Below are 16,009 nucleotides of genomic sequence, written 5' to 3' on the forward strand. Positions count from 1 at the left end.
AGGTGGGCCTCACCCAGCGCCTCTTTGGTCTCCCGCAGTTCAGATTCGTACTGCTCTCTGACGTCCTTCGGACGAGCCCTGAACCCGTTTTCCATACTGCGCTGGGCCTCATCGACCCAACCTTCGATCTCGGAGACGGTGAGATCATATTGGCGGGCCAGCTCAGCTGCTGTGGTCTTGCCCTTGAAGATGTCCATGACCACGGAGGCCTTGCGCTTCGCGGTCTATCGCTTGATGGGGTTGTCGTCAGTCATTCTGTCCTCCTGATGGCTGCACTATAGCCTGTGCAGCTCGGGAGGGGGTCACTTCACGCAGGCCTTCACTGTCGTCGTATTTTGGCGACTGCTGAAAATGAGGCCGTTGTCAGAGCGCAGGGCCAGCGGTTGGTGAATCCGGCCCAGAGCGCCGAATCGATGTACCAGAGCCTATTTCAGTGCTGCTTCAGCCGTCTTGCTGCTGCAATTGTTCAATAATCGTCGACCAAGGATCTCACGGGGGCAGGTGTAACATTCGATAACCTCCACCAGGCTGCCCGCCGATTCTTACGGCACCGAATATGGGCAAGGTCGGCGGCCCATAGCTAATTAGGCCGAGTGGCGACGGATGGCAGGCTCCGGGCGCGCGACCGGAAACCTTGAGGCCGCTTGCGCGCCTGTCAGCCTTTGGGCTGTAAGATGCGCTGGATCGGCTTGCGATTCACCCCCACGATGCACGCCAAACGGCTATAGCCGAAGGTGGTGAACTGCGCCAGCGCAAGCTTCCCCTTGGTCGTTATCGCAGTGTTGTCCTCGTCGAACAGGCGGCGAAACTTTTTTAGCGCATAAATCTGTAGTAGGGCTTCGTCCTGCCAGATTCTAAATCTCGGAGACGGTACGGGCGTGCTGGCGAGCCACTTCAGCATGAGGGTTGCTGGCTTTTTCAAGGGGCACGTTGCTCAGCGTAAGTTCCTTGGCGGGATGCCCATCGCTACTGGGTCAGATCAATGATCTTCGAGGCCAATGTGTCATTTTAATCGATCTCGACATTGCTGGGTCGGATCCCTCCACAGAAGATTACATATTGCCCAATCTTTTATAGTAGTTATTTAGTGTCTGCAAAAAGCAGGCTTTATTTGTTATTGGAACATTTATGTGTGGAATAGTAGGCGCCATCGGCGCAAGGGAATGTGCGTCTTTCCTTCTCTCCGGCCTTTCAACGCTGGAATATCGTGGATATGACTCTGCTGGGTTGGCGGTCATTGATGGTGGCTTGTCGCGAGCTCGTGCTTTGGGTCGGGTGTCGGAGCTAGCCGCTCTGGTAGAGACGCAAGGCATCGATGGCCGTGTTGGTATTGCCCATACTCGTTGGGCGACCCATGGTGTGCCGGCGGAGCGTAATGCGCATCCCCACGTCTCTGATCGTCTGGCGGTGGTGCATAACGGCATTATCGAGAATTACGAGTCACTTCGGCGGGAGCTGGAAGAACTCGGGTACGCGTTTACCTCCGATACGGATACCGAAACGGTGGCCCACCTTGTCCAGGCGTGTCTGGTAGGCAAGGGGCGCTTCGCGCGGGAGCCGGCTGCGTCACTCTTCGAGGCAGTGCAGCAGGCGGTGAAACATCTACAAGGCGCCTATGCGCTAGCGATCATCTCCGAAGATGAGCCCGAACATCTGGTCGTTGCCCGGGAAGGTTCGCCATTGATGCTGGGTGTGGGCGACGACGGCCACTATCTGGCCTCGGACGCTTCGGCGCTCGTGCCTGTCACCAATCGCCTTATCTATCTGGAAAACGGTGATGTGGGGCTGCTGACGCCTGATGCTATTACCTTGGTCGATACCAGCGGCGCTCCGGTCGAACGTGAAGTGGTCGTGTCCCGGTTGTCGGCAAATGCGGTCGAGCTCGGTGACTACCAGCACTTCATGCAGAAGGAAATTTTCGAGCAGCCCCAGGCTCTCGGCAATACGCTGGAAATGATCAGTGGGGCCTCGAGTCTCAACCCTGGCATCTTTGGTGCCGATGCGGCAGGCATGTTGTCCGCAGTGGATTCGGTTCTGGTGTTGGCTTGTGGCACGTCCAGCTACGCGGGCATGACTGCGGGCTACTGGATCGAAGCGATTGCCGGTCTGCCGTGCCGAGTGGAGCTTGCCAGCGAGTACCGCTATCGCAGCTCCGTCGCCAATCCCTCGCAACTCGTCGTAGTGATCTCGCAGTCCGGCGAAACCGCTGACACCCTGGCGGCGTTGCAGCACGCCAAGGCGCTGGGCCACCGCCATACGCTGTCCATCTGTAACGTCCCGGAATCCGCCATCGTGCGTGAGACGGCCCTGCGTTTTATCACCCGCGCCGGCCCCGAGATAGGCGTTGCATCGACCAAGGCCTTTACCACGCAACTCGCTGCGCTGTTTCTGCTGACCTTGCTGCTGGCGAGGGAGCACGCGCAAGGGGCTGGACGAGAATGGAACGCCGATATCGAGCGAGGCTATCTCGACGAGCTGAAGCACTTGCCTGTTGCCGTCGAGAAGGTGCTCGAGCTTGAGCCGAGCATCGTTGAGTGGTCGCAGCGATTTGCGCAGAAGCATCACGCGTTGTTTCTTGGCCGCGGGCACCACTATCCGATCGCTCTGGAAGGGGCGCTCAAGCTCAAGGAAATCAGCTATATCCACGCTGAAGCCTATCCTGCAGGTGAGTTGAAGCATGGCCCTTTGGCGCTGGTCGATGCGGATATGCCGGTAGTTGTGGTGGCACCGAATGACGCCTTGGTCGATAAGCTCAAGGCCAATATGCAGGAAGTCAGCGCTCGCGGAGGGGAACTCTATGTCTTTGCCGATGGCTGCAGTGACGTCTCGGCATCCCCTGGCGTCAATATCCTTCGCATGCCGGAGCACTATGGTGTGTTGTCGCCGGTGCTGCATGTCGTGGCGCTGCAGTTGCTCTCTTACCACGTGGCATTGGTCAAGGGCACCGACGTCGACAAGCCGCGCAATCTGGCCAAGAGCGTGACCGTCGAGTAGCACGCTATTAGGTACTCGCTACGCACCACCACTGAAGGAAACCCATTGACCCCAAGGTTGATAAAGCGCGCACTCTCCCGGTTCGGTAAGAAGTCGGAGGGGCGCCCAGACGACAGGCGCCTGGTGCAGGCGTCGGGTTGGTTTGATGCTGACTGGTACCTGAACCAGGCGCCGGTGTCGGGGCGTCTGTGCGCCGGTGATGCGGTTTCGCATTATCTGTCGTCGGGTGTGTCGCTGGGGCTTGAGCCGGGGCCTGCCTTCGATGGTGCCTGGTATCTGCGTGCCTACCCTGATGTGGCGGCGGCGGGCATCAATCCGTTGGTGCACTTCCTGCGCCATGGGCGATTCGAGGGGCGTCTGCCGCGGCAGAACCGGGCGCTGGCCTGGGAGCATCATCTATGGCGGGGTGCCGAGGACGTGATGTTGCCTCGTCTGAAGGGCTTGGCCGGTTCGGTGGGTTCAACTGGCGCTGTCGTGCCTTCGGCAGCCAGTCCAGAAGAGCAGGAATATGCGCGTTGGGCGCTTGCCCGCTGGTCGGCCTTCCGGGGCGAGGGTGAAGGGAAGAAGCGCTGGTCTGACGTGGCGGCCTGGCTGATGCCCGAAGGGCGGCTGATCGCGTACCCGGTACATATTGGGCCGGGGTTGCTGGCCACCGAGGCGTTGTGTCGCTTGGTACTCGAAGACGATGGGCAGGCGTCAGTAGTGTCGGTCTATAGGCCCATGGCCGAAACAGTGTTGGCGTCGTTGGCCTCAGGCTTCGCCTCGGATGCCAATCTGGTGCTGGCACAGGCGAACTGGGCACTGGCTTCTGGCGTACAGGGTTATGGTGAGCAAGGCTGTGGTGAGCGGGATAGGGAGAGGTCGGACGCCGAGCGCCTGGGCCTGCTCAATGCGATGTGGCAAGGCGCAGGGCTTTGCGCGCTCACTGAGGATTCGTCAGCGCCTGAGTCGGGTTCCGGCAAGGTGGATGGCGGCTCTGGGCTCGGTTTTCGGCTCGGCTCTCGGCTTAGCTCTGGTCTCAACTTCGACCGTCTTGGCGAGATGTCTGCCGCCTTAGCGGCGGGGCCTGTCGCGTCTGTTGACTCGGGTGTGCTGGTCAGCGTGATCGTGCCGGTCTACAACGCCGAGGCGACGATCGCGACGGCGCTGCGTTCGTTGTTTGCCCAGCGTCGGGTACGGCTCGAGATCCTGGTGGTCGATGATGCTAGTCGCGACGCGACCTGGTTGGTGCTCGAGGGCCTGGTGGCGGAGCGTCCCGAGCATGTCGCGCTGCGCCTATTGCGCCATCATGAGAACCGCGGCGCCTACGCCGCTCGCAATACTGGCCTGGAGGCGGCGCGAGGCAATTGCGTGACCACCCACGACAGCGACGACTGGTCCCACCCCGACAAGATCATGCGCCAGGTCGAGGCGCTCGAGGCGGCGCCGAAGGCGATGGCCTCGCTGTCCTGCTGGGTGCGTGCTACCGATGATCTACTGTTCCATCGCTGGCGGGTCGAGTCGGAGGGCTGGATCTACCCCAATATCTCTTCGCTGATGGTGCGCCGCAGCGCGCTTTCCCGGCTTGGCTTCTGGGATGAGGTCAGCGTCAATGCCGACAGCGAGTACCACGAACGCCTGTTGGCGGCCTTCGGGCCCGACGCCGTGGTCACGGCGCTACCGGGTACTCCGCTGGCGTTCGGGCGGGCCAACGCAGACTCGTTGAGCCAGCGCGGGGAGACCCACCTGGCGACGCAGTTCGTCGGAGTACGCCAGGCCTACATGGCCGCCGCGCGACGCTGGCACCAGCGGGCTGCGACGGCCGATGAGTTAAGGCTGGAGCGTGACACCGACCAGCGGCCCTTTGTGGCGCCGTCAGCGATCTGTCGGCGCGATCTGCCGGTAAGCGTTATCTGCGAGCAGGACCGGATCGGCGGTTGTGGTTATTTCGATGGCCCCTGGTATCTACGCCGCCACATCGACCTGCAGCAGAGCATCATCGAGCCGCTGGAGCACTACTGTACGTCCGGTAAGCAGGAAGGTCGCGATCCCGGGCCTGGCTTCAGCGCTTCCGGCTATCGCTATCGCTACCGTGAGCGCTACCCGGAGCTGGCCGATCGGGACGTCGACCCCTTGCATCACTTCCTGAGCGTCGGCGAGGCCGAAGGCTGTGAGCCCCTGCCGATACTGGAAGGTGAGGCCACGCCAGAGGCCTCGGCCCCTACCGTGTTGGTGTGTGGGCACCTGGCGGGGGAGGAACTCTTCGGGGCAGAACGCAGCCTGCTCGATACCCTCGTGGCCATGCGCTCACTTGGCTTCAATCTCGTCGTTAGCCTGCCGGCGGCGCATAACACGTTCTATCTGACGCGGATACGATCGCTGTCGCTGGCCGTCGCGATACAGCCCTATGGCTGGTGGCAGCGGGGCAAGTCGCCGGAGGCGGTCACCGTCAAGCGCTTCGAGGCGTTGATCACGCGCTTTGGTGTCGATGCTTTGCACGCCAACACCCTGGTGCTGGATGAGCCGCTGGAGGCCGCTAGACGCGCTGGCATACCCACCGTCGTCCACGTGCGCGAGCTGCTCGAGCACGATCCGGAGCTGTGTCAGACGCTGGACACCACGCCCGAGGCGATGGTGGCGCGGGTTAAGCGCCAGGCCGACCTGATCATCACCAATTCCGCCGTGACCGCACGTCCCTTTGTCGGCGACACCCTGGCCCCGCACGACAGCACGCCGCCGGTCTGTGTGGTGCCCAACACGGCGGAGCTGGCCCCGCTGTTTGCGCTGCGTCGCGATGCGCCGGCCACGGGGCCGCTCAGGGTCGGCATGCTCAGCAGCAACCTGCCCAAGAAGGGTCTTACGGACCTCGAGCGAGTGGCTGAGTGCATGAATCGGCGCGGCGACCGCGTGGTCTTTACCCTGTTTGGCCCGCACACGCCGGCGCTCGAGGCGCTGCTGCGCCGTCAGCAAGGTGAGGTAAGTGACAACGCCACGAACCGCACCACGCACCGCACCAGCACCATCTGCTACGGCGGCTACGTCGAGGCGCCCGGCCAGGCGCTGGCGCAGCTGGACGCGGTGGTCTGTCTTTCACAGTTTCAGGAGTCCTTCGGGCGTACCGCCCTGGAGGCGATGGCAGCGGGACTGCCCGTGGTCGGCTATGACTGGGGGGCGTTGCCTGAGGTGGTCGAGAGCGGCCAACAGGGGTACCTTGTGCCCTTTCGTGATGTCGATGCCGTCGCCGAGCGACTGGCCTGGCTTGCGGCCCGTCGTGAACTCGGAGCCCGGCTCGGCGAGGCTGGGCGCCTGCGTGCCCAGGACTTCGATTTACCGGCCACAGCCAGAGCGCTGGCAGAGGCCTATCGTCACCTCCCTCTCTTTCGCGGCTGAAGGTCATGGATAAGGAGAACACCTTGAAGTTGGCTGTCGCCGCAATCGTAAAGAACGAACTGGACGCCCTGCCCGAGTGGCTTGCTTACCATCGCCAGGTCGGCGCTGGGCACTTTTTGCTGGCCGATAACAACAGCAGCGACGGCACCCGTGAGTGGTTGGCGGCGAGGGCCGAGCGGGGCGATCTGACGCTGATCGACGTGCCGACCCGAAACGGCGAGCCGCCCCAGCTCGGCGCCTACGCCAGGTTACTGGCGACGTGCCCGGCGGACGTGGACGTCATTGCCTTTATCGACGCCGACGAGTTCCTGCTGCCCATGGGTGAAAGAGGCGAAGGAGAGGAAGGGGGGGAAGGGACCGACGAGGCCAGCACGGATGACTCGTTGCTGCCCTGGCTTGGCCGGCGCTTTGCCGATCCCGAAGTGGGCGCGGTAGTGATGAACTGGGCCTGCTTTGGTTCCGGCGGTGCGCGCTTTCACGACGAAGGACTGGTGATCGAGCGCTTTACCCGGCGCGCCAAGCAGAGCTTCGGGCCCAACCACCACTACAAGAGCATTGTGCGTCGCGAGGCCGCCGGGGCCTTCGTCAACCCGCACCATGTCGAGCTGCGCCGGGGGCACCACGTCGACGCCCTGGGCCGTCCGCTCGAGGTGCGCCGCGATCACCAGGGCAAGCCACGCCTGGGACTGAGCCAGCCGGTAGTGTGGCAGGGCGCCCGGGTCAACCACTACATCGTCAAGTCGGTGGAAGAGTTCCTGGCCGGCAAGTCGGCCCGTGGCAGCGCGGCCTCCCGGGGCTACGTCAAGCGCCGGGACTACTTCGAGCGCCACGACAAGAACGACGAGCCGTGCCGTCTCGCCGCGGCACGGGGGGAGGCGGTCAACGCGCAGATGGAACGCGAGGCCCTGGCCACCTCGCGCGAGCCCGCTGACGACACCGCAGGTCAGAACAGTGCCCAGCGCCGGCAAGCGGGCACGCCCCGGGACTCGTATTCAAGGATTCGTTCGGTGATAGGTCCCACCTCCACCTCCCTGGTACGCCGGGCGTCCCAGCGTGTTCGCGAAGCCTTCGCGGCCCGAGACGACACCCCGATCCTGCACTGGGTGCTCGACTACCCCTCTGTCGAACGGGGTGACAGGCTTGAAGCGGCGGGGCGCCTGATCCAGGGCTGGCTGCTGTTGAAGCCGGAGCACGAGGCGGCCCGGGACGGCGCGCGGATCTTCGCCCGCTGGATGCCTGACATCGAGTTTGCCCACCCGCTGGAGGTTCGGCGCGGCGACGTCATCAAGCAGATGTTCGAGCAGCCCGGCGACGACCACCCCCAGCGCTACTGCGGCTTTCGCTTCACGGTGCCCCACCGGCTGACCCACTTCTACTTGGAGCTGGATCTGGGCGGGCGCCGCTGGCCGCTTCAGGAGGTGCGCTGCGCCGAGCCCGAGAGCGTGCCGTCGGTGCTGAAGGTGCTCCAGGGCAAGGATGAGTGGCTGTTTCTGGACAACGACACTAACGCCAGTGTCGATCAGCACCGCGGGCGGCTGCGCTTCACCTCGCGTGGGCTGGCGGGCTGGCAGCGCTACCTGGCCGACGCCGAGCGACTCGCGAAAGCGCGTGGACTGCCCTGGAAGCTGCTGGTCGCTCCGGCCAAAGAGGCGGTAATGGGCTCCCGCTATCATCCGTTCACGGCCGCGGGGAAGAGTCCGGTGGAGCAGCTGTTGGACCTGCCCGAGGCGGCCTCACTGGTGCATCCCGACAGGGCGTTGCAGGGGCTCGGGGATGAGGCCTACCTCAAGACCGACAGCCACTGGACCCACCAGGGCGCTAGATCCGCCACGTTGGAGTTGTGCGTGGCGCTGGGGCTCGAGCGGTCTGAGCTGGAGGCGCTGTTTGCCAAGGACGTCTACAAGGCTCGCAGCGTCGGGGGGGACCTCGGCAACAAGCTGGACCCGCCCCAGCGCTGCGAGGCCAAGGTGCTGGCCTCGTTCAATAATGCCCGGTGGCGGGTGCACGATACTGGGCTACCCAACTTCGGGCGCTGGATGGTGTTCGAGTACCCACGAGCGCTCGAGCAGGCCACCTGCCTGGTGTTCGGCTCGTCGTCGACCTACTCGATGTTTTCCTATCTGTGCCGGGTGTTCTCGCGGCTGATTTTTGTCCACAGCGCCGCCAACATCGACCCTGTGCTGGTCGAGGCGGTCGCGCCTGACTACCTGGTCTGTCAGTCCAATGGACGATTTCTGGTGCAAGTGCCATCGGCGAACGAGTCGCTCGCCAAGACCATCCACGACAAGCTGTCGCGTCTGACCGAGGAGCAGGTTGCCCAGGTCAGCCAGAAGCGCATCGTGGCAAGCGATGAAAAACTTGCCGAATGGGGCCTCACCGTCTGGGAGCGTCCTATGGCCGAAAGCCGCCGTCTAAAACAGCAACTTTGCTGACCCCGACGCCGTGACGCGGTGTCATGACGCGACTCGCCCGGGATGGTGAGTCGGGTGTATTTCTCTTTTTGATCAAGTGCAGGCTCTATGTCCGCTGAACTGTGTCTCACCCCTGTCAGACCGACAAACTACAAGCGCCTGGCGACGCCATGGAAATGGCACATTCGCAGTCCCCGCTATCTGGTACCGGAAGCCCAGCTCGAGCCTGGGGACGGGGAGTACTGGCACGCGCTTGGCAACGACGCCCTGTTTCGCTGGGAGGGACGACTGCCGATGGCCGGTTGGAACATGATCGAGGTGGACTGTGAGCGCTCGGTGACGGGGGTAGCCACACGGCTTGTATTCGAGACCCGTCAAGGATCCATGAGCATCGAGATGCCGCTGCGGGCGGGCAAGATAACCAAACGCCTGGTGCGAGTGCCGCGCGGGCTCAAGAGCGTCAAACTCAGCCCGATGAATGCCCGCGGTCGTTTCCACCTCAAGCACTTCCGGCTGGTCTGGCTGACACCGCGCTTCGCTGAGGACCGATTGCTGCAGCGCCTGATTAGCAGCCACCCGCGCCACCGTGGCCTGACCAAGGACCAGGTGAAGCACGAGGTGATGCTCAAGGCCCGCCAGCGCACGGTGCTGTGGCACGAAGTGGCGCTGGAAGAGTACGACGAGACCTTCATCAGCCTGTGCTCCAAGCGCAACTACCGCCAGTGGATCCATCAGCTTGAGATCCACCAGCGGCCTGGGCCAGCGACCATGACCACCCAGCAGCAGGCGTGGGCCAGTACACCGACGCTGAGCCTGGTGGTGCCGGTAGTCGCTTCGGGAGTGCGTCATCTACAACGCGGGCTCGAGGCGTTGCTCAAGCAGGCCTACCCGCATTGGCAGGTCACCTTTGTGACCTCCGGAGACTACGGTAGCGGACAGCTCGCCGCACTCAAGCGCCTGGTGAACGCCGAGCCGCGGGCGCATTGGCTGGGTGCCGACCGGGGCGACATCGACGCCCTGGTGTCGCTGGGTCTTGCGCAGGCCACAGGAGAGTGGGTCGGGATTCTGTCGCCGGGAGACCTCTTGACCGATGATGCCCTGTTTCGCTTTGCCCAGGCGATCAACGAGCGCCCGTCGCTTGAGTTGATCTATGCCGACGAGGACCGCCTGGACGGCGAGGGTGTCCGTCATTCACCGCATTTCAAGCCGGGCTGGAACCCTGATCTGCTTTGCGCCACGGCGTACCTCGGAAGCCCTGTGTTGTTCAAACGCGAGGTGCTGATGGCGCTTCCGACGTGGCACGACCAGCCCAGACACCTGTGCCCTGAGTCGCTGATCCACGAGTGGGCGCTGCGTTACCTTACCTACCGGGAAGACGAGGCCGGCCGCGGCGTGGCACGCTTGCCATCGATCCTGTTGCATCGCTGCGGCGCCCGCCCTCCGAACGACAATATGGCGATGCTCAGCGCCATTCAGCGCTACCTCAAGGTGCGCCAGACCAACGCCGTGGCGTCCTTCGGCGAGATGGACGGCAGCGTCAGGGTTCGCTGGCCGATCCCGGAGCTGGCGCCACTGGTTAGCCTGCTGGTGCCTACCCGCAACGGTGTTGATATTCTGAGACCCTGCGTGGATGCGATCCTTTCCGAGACGCACTATCGCCACTTCGAGCTCTTGATCCTCGACAATCAGAGTAGCTGCCAGGAGACGCTTGACTACATGCAGGAGGTGGCGGCCCGGGACTCGCGGGTTAGGGTGTTGCGCTGGAACTATCCTTTCAACTATTCCGCCATCAACAACTTCGGCGCGCGCAATGCCAGAGGTGAGATCCTGGGGCTCGTCAACAATGACATCGAACCCTGCGACCCGCACTGGTTAGGTGAAATGGTGGCCCAGGTGTCGCGGCCGGACATCGGCTGCGTGGGCGCCAAGCTCTACTATCCCAACGGCACCGTCCAGCACGGGGGCGTCATCCTCGGGCTTGGCAGCATCGCCGGCCATGCCCACCGATTCTTCCAGCGTGATGAAGAGGGCTTTCAGGGGCGTCTCAAGCTCACCCAGAACCTGTCAGCGGTGACCGCGGCCTGCCTGCTGGTCAGAAAGGCGGTGTTCGAGGAGGTCGGTGGGCTGAACGAGCCGGACCTGGCGGTGGCCTACAACGACGTGGACTTCTGTCTCAGGGTGCGCGAGGCGGGCTATCGCAACCTGTGGACGCCCTACGCCGAGCTGTATCACCATGAGTCGATCTCGCGGGGTGCCGACGACACCCCGAAGAAGCGCGCCCGCTGGCTGGCCGAATGCGCCTACATGCGCCGCACCTGGGGCAGGCAGCTCGACAACGATCCGGCCTACAATCCCAACCTGACCCTGGTGCACGAGGACTTTACCCTGCGCTGACGGGCGGCCCGAGCCTTCGACTTTCTCCTCTTTCTTCCGGTGACCGCAGCCCATGCTTGCCGCCCTTGATCATTCCCACCTTGAGCACTTCATCATCGGCCTCGCCGTCCAGCTATGCCTGTGGCCGCTGTTTGGTCGTTGGTCGGCGGCGGCCATCAGCGTGGCGGTCTTTGTTGGCCGCGAAATCGCCCAGCACGAGATGAAGGGCGGCGGTGGCAACGCGGTGGTCTGGTATTACGGACTGGTCCACCACTGGAGCCTGGACTCGCTGCTCGACGTGGCCGCCCCGGTGGTCGGCTGCTTCGGCCTCGCCCTGCTGGTGACGCTGGGGCAGAGGGGCCTGAGCCGCTACCGCGAGCGTGGGGCCGGAGGATGACGCCGCCAGCGAAATGGGTCGTGCTGAGCGATGGTGCCCGGCCGACCGAGGACATCTACTTCTTGCGCTCCGCCGGTCCATGGCTGGTCGAGCAGGGCGTCGAGGTGCGCCGGCTGGACACTGGCCGCTGGCAGCATCCGCGCTGGTGCTGGCCCTGGCTGGGGCGCGTGTTGGCGGACGCCAATGTACTGGTCTGCCGCACGCTGTCACAGGCCTGGATCGAGGCGCTGGAGATGCATCGCCCTAAATTGGCGAGCTGCCAATATTTGATCGACGATGACTTGGGCGCCGCGGCGGCGGACCCGGGCCTGCCGGGTGCCTATCGACAGCGCATGGCGGGCCACGCTGCGCGACAGCCGCGCCTGTTGGCGCTGGCCGACGAGGTGGTGGCCTGCTGTGACACCCTGGCTACGGTCCTGCGCGAGCGCCACCCCCGAGTGGCCCTGCTGGAGCCACCCCTGCTGGCGCCGCTGCCGACGCTCGAACATTTCACCTCGACTCGTTGGCGACTGGGGTTTCACGGAACCCGCGCTCACCTCCCCGACCTTCAGCGGGTCATCCCTGCCCTGGTCGAGGCCCATGCTCGCCACACTTCGCTTCTGATGGAGGTGATGCTCGGGCGTCACACCCCTGATGCCTTGGCGCACCTTGAGCGTCTGGCTTCGCCAAAGCCACTGGCCTGGCAGCGCTTTCTGGCCTATCAGCGAAGCTGCCGTCTACATATCGGTATTGCGCCGCTGTGGCCGAGCGCTTTCAATATCGCCAAGTCACACATCAAGTTTTTGGATATCGCGGCCATGGGTGGCGTCGGCATCTACAGCCGCCGCTCGCCCTACGCCGAGATCGTTCGCCATGGCGTGGACGGGCTGCTGGTCGAGGACCACCCCGAGGCCTGGCGGGACGCCATCGATACCCTGCTGGCTGACCCGGCAAAGACGCGAGAGATGGCCTGGCACGCAGCCAGGAAGGCTCGCATCAGTGGGGACCCAGTCAGGGCGCAGGCATTCTGGTGGGAGAGAACAAGGCACATGGGCCGGTGAGCGCAGCCATCATCTGAAAGGGCAAGCTTCATTACCAGCTAGGGCCTCTGGTTACAGTGCGGTTATTGACGAGAACGGCGGAAGGGATAAGTCTCTTCCGCCGTTTTTTTTTGCGTTGACGTCGGGTGGAAGTGCATGAACTTCTCTTTCGATAATCGGTTTCATTTGTGTTTGGAGTTGCTCGATCACCTTTCAATGCCGCAAGGGGAAACAGTGAAGGCCTTAAGGCGTATTTTTATTGATCTAATAAACAATAAAAAATGTTGTATATTGTGACGCTTGATATTCACTTGGTTACATAAATTAATCAAAATATAAATATTAAAAGGCGTTTGTTTTTCAACAATTTACAAACGACTAAGGCTTTAGTGGTAGAGGCGGTTATTAAATATTTGGTGAATTTATGTTGCTGTTTAATATGGATTTTAAGAGCTTAATCGTTAAGTAAACGATTGTTTCCGAAATTAAAATCGATTATTCCATGCTTGAATAACTCGCCGTCTGCGTTGTACATCCCTAATTAGCCATAACTACGTATCTGGTCAGCCCGCCGTGTCGTGATGACATCGGGTGTGGTGTTCGGGAACAGGTAATAATGACAAGGGGTGTCGCATGGGAATGACTGTCAAGGTTAGCCGTCTGGGAGAAGAACTTTCCGAGGCTGTCGCGTGGGAAGTCGAGGGAGAACTCGTTCTCGAGACATCAAGCAAGGTATTGCTGGACATCAGTCCAGAGGATATTGCCTCCCTTGTCAGAGACGGTGACGACCTGATAGTAGAGATGGCCAACGGCCAGGCCCTGAAGATCGTCGGGTTCTATACCGACGCTGGCGCAGGACAGAGTGAGCTTTACCTGGTTGATGATGAAGGTGGCGTCGTCTGGGCTGACTTGGCGCCGGCCGCCGACAACGGCGTCGTTGCCGCGCAGTACGTTCCCCAGCCCGACATGGCAGGCTTCGAGATGGTGGCCGCGGCTGAAGAGGGTGGCAGCGGCTGGACCGGCGCTGCGATTCTTGGCGGCGCCGCCGCTGCGGGTCTGGCTGCTGCGGCCGCCGGTGGCGGCGGTGGTGGTGGCGGCAGCGACGATGATAGCGACGCCCCGGCCAGTGAGGACGGCAGCGATAGCGACGACGATAGCGGCGACGACGGCAACAGCGACAGCGACGACGGCAGCGGCGACGATCAGGATAACGACGACAGCACCGATGACACCGCTCCGTCGGCCCCGCAGATCGGCGCCATCCGCGATGATCAGGGTGATGCCACCGGGCCACTTGCCAGCGGCGACAGCACCGACGATACCACCCCGACGCTATCCGGCAGCGCAGAGGCGGGTAGCACCATCACCATTCGTGACGGCGACGCGGTGCTGGGAACCGTCATCGCGGACGATAGTGGTAACTGGAGCTTCACTCCTAGCGAACCGTTGGCCGAAGGCAGTCACAGCCTGACGGTCACCGCCACCGATGCCGCCGGCAACACCTCGGAGGCGAGCGATGCCGTTGAGTTGACGGTCGATACCACCGCGCCAGATGCGCCTGTCATTAATCCTACCGACGGCTCCGTGATTAGTGGGACCGCTGAACCCGGGAGCACGATTGAGCTCGACGTCGATGGGGACGGCGCCTCGGATCTGACGACCACTGCGGACGAGACGACCGGTGACTGGTCGGTGGCACCGGATACTCCGCTGGCAGACGACACCGTGGTCACGGTGACGGCGACCGATGCGGCGGGTAATACAAGCCCGGAAACGTCGTTGATAGTAGACGCTGCTGCCCCGGCGACCCCGGTCATTGCAGAGGTCATGGACGATGAAGGTGGCGTCACTGGGGCACTGACCAGTGGTGACAGCACCGACGACACCACTCCGACGCTGTCTGGTACCGCCGAGGCGGGCAGCACGGTGACCATATTCGATGGTGATACCGAGCTAGGTTCTGTCGAGGCGAACGGGAGCGGTAACTGGACCTTTACCCCTACCGCCCCGCTGGCCGAAGGCAGTCACAGCCTGACGGTCACCGCCACCGATGCCGCCGGCAACACCTCGGAGGCGAGTGATGCCGTTGAGTTGACGGTCGATACCACCGCGCCAGATGCGCCTGTCATTAATCCTACCGACGGCTCCGTGATTAGTGGGACCGCCGAACCCGGGAGCACGATTGAGCTCGACGTCGATGGGGACGGCGCCTCGGACCTGACGACCACTGCGGACGAGACGACCGGTGACTGGTCCGTGGCACCGGATACTCCGCTGGCAGACGACACCGTGGTCACGGTGACGGCGACCGATGCGGCGGGTAACACAAGCCCGGAAACGTCGTTGACAGTAGACGCTGCTGCCCCGGCGACCCCGATCATTGCAGAGGTCATGGACGATGAGGGTGGCGTCACTGGGGCACTGACCAGTGGTGACAGCACCGACGACACCACTCCGACGCTGTCTGGCACCGCCGAGGCGGGCAGCACGGTGACCATATTCGATGGTGATACCGAGCTAGGTTCTGTCGAGGCGAACGGGAGCGGTAACTGGACCTTTACCCCTACCGCCCCGCTGGCCGAAGGCAGTCACAGCCTGACGGTCACCGCCACCGATGCCGCCGGCAACACCTCGGAGGCGAGTGATGCCGTTGAGTTGACGGTCGATACCACCGCGCCAGATGCGCCTGTCATTAATCCTACCGACGGCTCCGTGATTAGTGGGACCGCCGAACCCGGGAGCACGATTGAGCTCGACGTCGATGGGGACGGCGCCTCGGACCTGACGACCACTGCGGACGAGACGACCGGTGACTGGTCGGTGGCACCGGATACTCCGCTGGCAGACGACACCGTGGTCACTGTGACTGCGACAGACCCGGCGGGCAATACCGGCCCGCAGGCAACCACGACCGTCGACACCTCACTAGTCGATACCCAGCCGCCGGTCGCACCGACCATTTCAGAGGTCGCGGACGATGAAGGTAGCATCACTGGGACACTCACAAGTGGTGACAGCACCGACGACAGCACTCCGACGCTCTCTGGTAGTGCAGAGGCGGGCAGTACGGTGACCATATTCGATGGTGGTATCGAGTTGGGGTCCGTCGAAGCGAGCGCGAGGGGCAACTGGAACTTCACCCCGACCGCCCCGCTGGCCGAGGGCATCCATAGCCTGACAGTCACAGCGACGGATGCCGCTGACAATACTTCAGAGCCAAGCGCCGCCTTTGAACTGAGCGTGGACACCACCAGTCCTGGCGGTGACGCCGGCACCGACGCGCCGACGCTGGCAATCGCCGAGGCTTCAGATGACACGGTCAACGCCGCTGAGCTGTCCGATGGGGTTCAGGCCAGCGTTGGTCTGACCGCCGGCACCCAGGCCGGTGACACTATTACCCTGCAGATCGATAACGCGGACGACGTGACCTATACCGTGACGACGGA

The 16,009-nt window shown here is 63.0% G+C and carries 8 protein-coding genes and 1 pseudogene; 7 read left to right on the top strand and 2 right to left on the bottom strand.

Annotated features, from left to right (window positions below):
* Both KUV72_RS19500 and KUV72_RS19505 read right to left on the bottom strand, forming a co-directional pair.
* Window positions 1-197: pseudogene (locus tag KUV72_RS19500) on the bottom strand (DUF1153 domain-containing protein); the annotation flags it as partial.
* A 458-nt stretch (window positions 198-655) separates the two neighbouring features.
* Entirely contained in the window at window positions 656-901 is a 246-nt protein-coding gene (locus KUV72_RS19505; protein ID WP_222239484.1) for a hypothetical protein, read from the bottom strand.
* 227 nt (window positions 902-1,128) lie between these two features.
* Here KUV72_RS19505 and glmS point away from each other — a divergent pair, with 227 nt between their 5' ends.
* From glmS to KUV72_RS19540, 7 genes are all read left to right on the top strand, one after another.
* Window positions 1,129-2,994, top strand: coding sequence for a glutamine--fructose-6-phosphate transaminase (isomerizing) (gene glmS / locus KUV72_RS19510; protein WP_222239485.1), 1,866 nt, complete (start codon window positions 1,129-1,131; stop codon window positions 2,992-2,994).
* Window positions 2,995-3,039: 45 nt separating this feature from the next.
* Window positions 3,040-6,363: a glycosyltransferase gene (locus KUV72_RS19515; protein WP_222239486.1), complete on the top strand. Its 3,324-nt coding sequence runs from the start codon at window positions 3,040-3,042 to the stop codon at window positions 6,361-6,363.
* Window positions 6,364-6,386: 23 nt separating this feature from the next.
* Entirely contained in the window at window positions 6,387-8,795 is a 2,409-nt protein-coding gene (locus KUV72_RS19520; protein WP_222239487.1) for a glycosyltransferase family 2 protein, read from the top strand.
* An 87-nt stretch (window positions 8,796-8,882) separates the two neighbouring features.
* Complete coding sequence (locus KUV72_RS19525; protein WP_222239488.1) at window positions 8,883-11,168, top strand: glycosyltransferase family 2 protein; 2,286 nt, start codon at window positions 8,883-8,885, stop codon at window positions 11,166-11,168.
* Between the two features lie 52 nt (window positions 11,169-11,220).
* Entirely contained in the window at window positions 11,221-11,544 is a 324-nt protein-coding gene (locus KUV72_RS19530) for a hypothetical protein (protein ID WP_222239489.1), read from the top strand.
* Complete coding sequence (locus KUV72_RS19535; protein ID WP_222239490.1) at window positions 11,541-12,584, top strand: glycosyltransferase; 1,044 nt, start codon at window positions 11,541-11,543, stop codon at window positions 12,582-12,584. Before KUV72_RS19530 ends, KUV72_RS19535 begins: the two co-directional genes overlap by 4 nt.
* 612 nt (window positions 12,585-13,196) lie before the next feature.
* On the top strand, window positions 13,197-16,009 hold a 2,813-nt coding region (locus KUV72_RS19540), incomplete at its 3' end, for an Ig-like domain-containing protein (protein ID WP_222239491.1).

It is taken from the genome of Halomonas sp. DP4Y7-1, assembly GCF_019800705.1.
Classification (GTDB): domain Bacteria; phylum Pseudomonadota; class Gammaproteobacteria; order Pseudomonadales; family Halomonadaceae; genus Halomonas; species Halomonas litopenaei_A.

Coding starts and splice junctions, on each gene's coding strand:
- KUV72_RS19505 (WP_222239484.1), bottom strand. CDS start 901: ATGCTGAAGTGGCTCGCCAGCACGCCCGTACCGTCTCCGAGATTTAGA.
- glmS (WP_222239485.1), top strand. CDS start 1,129: ATGTGTGGAATAGTAGGCGCCATCGGCGCAAGGGAATGTGCGTCTTTC.
- KUV72_RS19525 (WP_222239488.1), top strand. CDS start 8,883: ATGTCCGCTGAACTGTGTCTCACCCCTGTCAGACCGACAAACTACAAG.
- KUV72_RS19530 (WP_222239489.1), top strand. CDS start 11,221: ATGCTTGCCGCCCTTGATCATTCCCACCTTGAGCACTTCATCATCGGC.
- KUV72_RS19535 (WP_222239490.1), top strand. CDS start 11,541: ATGACGCCGCCAGCGAAATGGGTCGTGCTGAGCGATGGTGCCCGGCCG.